Origin of the sequence: Sphaerochaeta halotolerans (genome assembly GCF_003429665.1) — a bacterium.
Taxonomy (GTDB): Bacteria; Spirochaetota; Spirochaetia; order Sphaerochaetales; family Sphaerochaetaceae; genus Sphaerochaeta; species Sphaerochaeta halotolerans.
This window is the reverse complement of the sequence record NZ_QUWK01000038.1, coordinates 1-1329: the sequence shown is the minus strand read 5'-3', so window position 1 is coordinate 1329 and position 1329 is coordinate 1. Positions and strand designations below refer to the sequence as shown.

Genomic DNA, 1329 nt, shown 5'->3' with positions numbered 1-1329 from the left:
GGGGGTTGTCAATAGTTTTGTGTAATTGATTTTCTATAGTTTTACTCTTCCTTCAAACATGATAGAAAACTGGTTCAGTGCGACACCCCAATTCCTGATTGGCATGGTCCATTTCTTCGAGGCTTTGTGTATGGCGAGATACATAATCTTGTAGATTGATTCATCTGTGGGGAAAGCTGCCCGGTTCTTTGTCACTTTCCTCAGCGAGAAGTTCAAGGATTCTATGGCATTGGTTGTATAGATTACCTTACGGATTTCCTCAGGATATGAGAAAAATTCGTTCAGGTCGTCCCAGTGGCTTTCCCAGGACTTCTGGATCATGGCGTATTTACCGTTCCAGGTCTTCCCGAAATCATCGAGGCCCAACAGGGCCTCCTCTTCGGTCGAGGCCGTATAAATCTTCTTCAGGTCCCTGCAAACGGCCTTGAGGTCCTTGTAGGAGACGAACTTGGTGCTGTTGCGTACCATGTGGACAATGCACAGCTGGATCCTGGTCTGGGGAAACACTGCTTTTACAGCATCGGGGAAACCGGTCAGGCCATCCATGCAGGCGATGAATATGTCATCGACCCCACGGTTCTTCAGGTCAGTGAGGACTCCCATCCAAAACCTGGCCCCCTCGTTCTCGCTGAGATAGAAACCAAGGACTTCCTTGTGTCCCTCCATATTGATTCCCAGGGCTATGTACAGTGCCTTGTTCTGGTTCTTGCCGCTCTCCCTGCTGTTCACCCGCAAGGCATCAAGATAGACAATGGGATAGATGGGGGAAAGGGGCCGGTTCCTCCATTCCCTGACCTCGTCGAGGATGCTGTCGGTGACCCTGCTGATGAGTTCGGGTGACACCTCCACCCCATAGATTTCCTGCAGGTGCGCCTGAATGTCCCTTACGGTCATCCCACTGGAATACAGGGCTATTATCTGCTCGTTGAAAATCGGCAGCCTCTTCTCGTGTTTTGGCACTATTGCCGGCTCGAAAGATCCATTTCTGTCCCGCGGGACTCTGATTGCAGTCTCTTGGTCTTGGGTAAGTACCTTCTTGGTGGAATATCCGTTGCGATTGTTACCGCTTAGGTCACCTGCGGAAGAATGCTTGCGATACCCGAGATGATTGTCCATCTCGGCTTCCAGGGCTTTGTTGAGGATCCTTGCCGTCAGTGCCTTGACCAGACCATCCGCTCCGAACAGTTCGTCCTGGGTAACCCCGTTAAGGTCTAGCTGATCGACGATGTCATCGATGGCGTCTTTCTCTCGTTTGTTTTTCTTGGTCATTTGCTGCTCCTTCTTTTAGCATAGCAGATTTCCATTTACACAAACTATGTTACACCCTCG

General features: G+C 50.2%; 1 protein-coding gene. It reads right to left on the bottom strand.

The features are described from left to right. Window positions 1–33: 33 nt before the first annotated feature. Complete coding sequence (locus DYP60_RS13855; RefSeq protein ID WP_117331607.1) at window positions 34–1269, bottom strand: IS256 family transposase; 1236 nt, start codon at window positions 1267–1269, stop codon at window positions 34–36. Window positions 1270–1329: the final 60 nt, after the last annotated feature.

What these genes read in the sequence shown, in the direction of transcription:
- DYP60_RS13855 (WP_117331607.1), bottom strand. Translation starts at nt 1,269, where the DNA reads ATGACCAAGAAAAACAAACGAGAGAAAGACGCCATCGATGACATCGTC.